Consider the following 4,768-nt stretch of genomic DNA (forward strand, 5'->3'; position numbering starts at 1 on the left):
AGAAGTACATATAAGGCGTCGGGTTGAAGCAACGCAGCGCGCGATACAAATCGATTGGCGCCGCTTTGAAGTCGATGGACATACGCTGCGACGGAACCACTTGCATCACATCACCGGCAAGAATGTATTCCTTGATGGTGTTCACCGCCCGCTCATAATCGTCTTGGGTGAAACTCGAACGGAAGATCGGATCAGGGGCTTGCGGACGGGTCAGGTCCAAACCGCGACGCGGGGTAATTGGCTGACGGAGCTTCTCCATCAGCGCTTCAAGGCGCGCCTGACCGTTTTCGTACGCATTGGCTTCAGCAGGATCGACCAACACGATTGCATGCATCTTGCCCGCTAGGTTATCGAACACCACCACGGCATCAGACACCATCAGCAAAATATCCGGCACGCCCAACGGGTCCGGGTTCGGGCACTTGCCCAAGCGCTTCTCGACATACCGTACGCAGTCGTAGCCGAAGTAACCAACGAGGCCGCCGTTGAAGCGTGGCAATCCGGCAATAGTGGGCACGTTGTAGCGCGCCTTGAACTCTTCGACGAAGGCCAGCGGATCTTCGCTTTCCAGATGTTCAATTTCAACACCGTCCAGGGTCACGCTGATCTGCTGCTCGTGAACGCGCATCACGGTGCGGCACGGCAGGCCGATGATGGAGTAACGACCCCATTTCTCACCGCCCTGCACCGACTCCAGTAAATAGGAGTTCGGTTGGTCGGCCAGTTTCAAGTAGATCGACAGCGGCGTGTCGAAGTCGGCAAGGGTTTCGTAGGCAAGCGGGATACGGTTGTAACCGGCAGCGGCCAAACGCAGGAATTCTTCGCGGATCATGATCAGCCTCGTGGCTTGAGGTAAACGGTCAGGTATGCAAACACGCCGGGGAGCCGGCCAAAATCAAGTCAGGCGCGCCAACGCCAACGGGCCAGGGCCTTGATGACTTTCATCCAGAGTTTGCGGGTAACCACCACGATGGAATCTCTTTTAGGGGGGCAATTGAGGTCGACCAACGTTAGCTCAGCCGCAGGATCTAAGCAACCGGGGAGCAGCTTGCGCAGGTCATCTATGACTAACGCGGGCGATTCTTCTTCAATGGGTCGGCCATGGTTATAGCCGTAGCTCAAGGCGACACAGGCCACACCCGCTGCTTTCGCTGCCAGCACATCGTTGCGCGAGTCTCCGACAAACAATGACTGAGAGGCCGGGATACCGGCCATTTTCATCACGAAAAACAACGCGGCGGGATCAGGCTTCTGCTGAGGCATGGTGTCGCCACCGATGATCCAGCGGAAAAACCGTCCCAGTTTCAGCTCATCCAACAGCGGCGCGACGAACCGTTCCGGCTTGTTGGTGATCAGGGCCATTTGCACGCCCTGCTTTTGCATCCACTTCAAGGTTTCACGCACACCGGGGTAAACCTTGGTTAGCGCGTGGCTACCGGCGTAAATCTCCATGAATATCGCCAACGCCTCTTCGGTGTCGGCTTCACTCACTGCTGCGTGCTCGAAATCGTTGGCCAGCGCACGGCGCACCAACACCCGTGCGCCGTTACCGATCCAGATACGCACCGCTTCGATACCCACGGGAGGACGCCCGAGCGTGAGCAGCATGCTATCGACCGCGGCCGCCAAGTCCGGCACTGAGTCAACCAATGTGCCATCCAGGTCGAACATCACCAATTTCGGCAAACGGCCGGGAAACAACTGCTCGAAGCCGGTCATGGGCGGGCCAGCGCCAGTTCTGCACGCATTTTCTGAATGACTTCTTTGTAATCCGGGGCGTTGAAAATCGCCGAACCCGCGACAAAAGTGTCAGCACCGGCCGCGGCGATTTCACGAATGTTATTCACATTCACGCCGCCGTCGATTTCCAGACGGATGTCATAACCCGACGCATCGATCAATGCCCGCGCTTCACGCAGCTTGTTCAGAGTACCGGGAATGAATTTCTGTCCGCCGAAACCCGGGTTGACGCTCATCAACAAGATCATGTCGACCTTGTCCATCACGTACTCAAGCAGGTTCAGCGGCGTGGCCGGGTTAAATACCAAACCCGCCTTGCAGCAGCCTTCGCGAATCAACTGCAGTGAGCGGTCGATGTGCAAAGTAGCTTCCGGGTGAAAGGTGATGTAGGTGGCGCCGGCTTCAATAAAGTCGCCGATGATGCGATCAACCGGGCTAACCATCAAATGAACATCAATGGGTGCGGTGATGCCGTATTTGCGCAGTGCAGTACACACCATCGGCCCGATGGTCAGGTTCGGCACGTAGTGATTGTCCATCACATCGAAGTGCACGGTGTCGGCACCAGCGGCTAAAACATTGTCCACTTCCTGGCCCAGACGGGCGAAGTCAGCGGAGAGAATCGACGGAGCAATAACGAAGGGCTGCATGACGCACCTTTTGAGCATAATCACGGTGGCGCGCATTGTACCTCATGAGTGATCGCCAGCGCCCTGAAGCAGTACAAGTGCCGATGAATGCGCTATCGACACTCTTCCCCCCACAGGGTATGGGTCAATCAACAACAGTCTCAGATACCGCACGCACCACCGGACGCACAACCACCGGCTTGGCATCCACCGCCCCGAGATCCTTGGTAAACGTCTTGTCGTTCTCGCCCTTGAAGAAGTTCTTGCCGTAAATAAGCAGGCACAGCACTACGCCAATGGCGAAGGCCCAACTGGCGCCTTTTACCGCAAGCACCGCGCCGATCACCCCGGCGATCCCGAGGTCACGCTGGCTGCGGGCTTCGAGGATGCCCAGACGCACACTGACGTAACCCTGAATCAACAAGGTCAGCGCCAACGCCACACCCAAAATTGGCTGCACCAAGGTCACCACGGGCAGCAATAACAGGCCGGTGTTGGTGCCCCAACGAAACGAGCCGACACCACCGTAAATCGACTTCATCGCCTTCGGCCCGCCTTTGAAACGCTCGATCACCACCACCAGCATTGCCGCCCACTTCGGCCCACACATGGCCACGTCTGGACCGAAAACACTCATGAAGGCATTGCGCGCGCCGAAAATCAGGTGGGCGCGGTCCGGGTTGTAATCGACGTTTTCATCAGTACGAATCTGCTGCGCTTCGTCCAACAACACTTTGGCGCTGAGCACATCGCCAAAGACGATGATGTACACGGCGAGCATGGTCGGGAACGCGGTAATGAACATCGACAGCGGCGGCATGCCCAGACCGAAGATCGTGTAGTTGTTCCACAGCCCGGCAAAGTCAGGCTTGCTGAAGCCCCACTGGATCGTCGGCCACGGCGCCTCATGGAACAGCGGCGCGATGACCACCGCCAACAAGATGATCGGCAAGATGCCCAGTTTGGCGAAATTCCACCACAGCTTATTGCGTAGCTTCAGCGCTTGAAAATGCTGGGAGAAAATCAGATAAAACGCGATACCGATGGTGATCGAAATCGTCCACGGCAGCACGTCAAACTTTCCGCCCACCTGAAACACGGCGCTGACCGCACTTAAGCCCGCGCCCATAATGATCCCGGACTTGATCGCCGAAGGCACATAAGCCACCACTTTCTTCGCCATCCCTGTTGCACCGAGGGCGATGGAAAACACCCCGAGCATCATTTGGAATGCAATCAAGGCGTGGACACGCTCTGGCCCCATCGGGAAGTGCGCGCAGTACGCCATTAATAGCGGCACTGCTGGTGTAATCCAGCCCGGTACGGTCGGATCACCTAGTAGATGGTGCGTGAGATACAGCAGGCCGTTGAGCATGACCACTGCCAACGCGACTTCAAAGGGCATGCCCAGCAGTTCCACCATCAACGGAATAGCCGCCAGGTCCACCGCGCACATCAATAAGCCCTGGAGATAATCCGGCATCTCGAAGTTGTAGTGGATGAACGGCAAACGCACTTTGAACGGGCCAAGCGGGATGTAAGGGCTTTCGCGACCCGTTTCTGGAAGATTGGACATGAACGGCACCTGTCTTATTAGTTTTAGTTGCGGCGTAACGCACACCTACAGCGCGCTCAAGGACTAAGCTTGGGCGCGCGAGGGTTGGATCAGTGCACTCAATAAGCGGCGCGGTAGATCTTCTCGATGTCGGCGGCGGTGAGCTTGCGTGGGTTATTGCGCATCAGCCGGTCGATTTTGCTGGCCTCTTCGGCCATGGCTGGAATGGCATCTTCCGGCACATTGAACGCCCGCATGCCGGAAGGAATATCCACGGCGACACACAAATCGGTCATGGCCTGAACAGCCTGATCGGCGGCGTCCTTGTCGCTAAGATGCGCGGTGCGCACGCCCATGGCTTCGGCGATGTCGCGGAACCGCTCGACGCAGGCCATTTTGTTCCATGCCATGACGTACGGCAGCAGCAACGCGTTACTCACGCCGTGGGCAATGTTGAAACGCCCGCCCAGCGGATAGGCCAACGCATGCACGGCGCCGACCCCGGCATTACCAAACGCCATGCCGGCCATCAGGCTGGCGGTAGCCATGTCTTCCCGGGCGGCGAGGTTGCTCGGATTGGCGTAGGCCTTGGGCAGCGCCTTGGCGATTAACTTAATGGCGCCGATGGCCAGCGCGTCGGTGATCGGCGAGCTGTTGACTGACAAGTACGATTCGATAGCGTGCACCAACGCATCAACACCGCTGGCTGCCGTCACGCTGCGCGGGCAACTGAGGGTCATGGTCGGACTGACCAGCGCAACGTCTGGCAACAAGTAGTCGCTGACGATGCCCTTTTTCAGCTGCGCTTGTTTATCTGAAAAGATCGCCACGTTGGTCACTTCGG

The 4,768-nt window shown here is 57.6% G+C and carries 5 protein-coding genes; all 5 read right to left on the reverse strand.

The window, feature by feature from the left end; translation table 11 throughout:
• On the reverse strand, positions 1 to 832 hold an 832-nt coding region (locus M0974_RS05290), incomplete at its 3' end, for a chorismate-binding protein (RefSeq protein ID WP_297833660.1).
• Between the two features lie 68 nt (positions 833 to 900).
• Entirely contained in the window at positions 901 to 1,719 is an 819-nt protein-coding gene (locus M0974_RS05295) for a phosphoglycolate phosphatase (protein ID WP_297833664.1), read from the reverse strand.
• Entirely contained in the window at positions 1,716 to 2,390 is a 675-nt protein-coding gene (gene rpe, locus M0974_RS05300; protein ID WP_297833667.1) for a ribulose-phosphate 3-epimerase, read from the reverse strand. Before rpe ends, M0974_RS05295 begins: the two co-directional genes overlap by 4 nt.
• Before the next feature lie 124 nt (positions 2,391 to 2,514).
• Entirely contained in the window at positions 2,515 to 3,945 is a 1,431-nt protein-coding gene (locus M0974_RS05305) for a hypothetical protein (protein WP_297833669.1), read from the reverse strand.
• Positions 3,946 to 4,043: 98 nt separating this feature from the next.
• Positions 4,044 to 4,768, reverse strand: a 725-nt coding sequence (locus tag M0974_RS05310; protein WP_297833671.1) for an iron-containing alcohol dehydrogenase, incomplete at its 5' end; no start/stop codon positions are given.

This window comes from Pseudomonas sp., assembly GCF_026224925.1.
In the GTDB taxonomy this organism is placed as follows: Bacteria; Pseudomonadota; Gammaproteobacteria; order Pseudomonadales; family Pseudomonadaceae; genus Aquipseudomonas.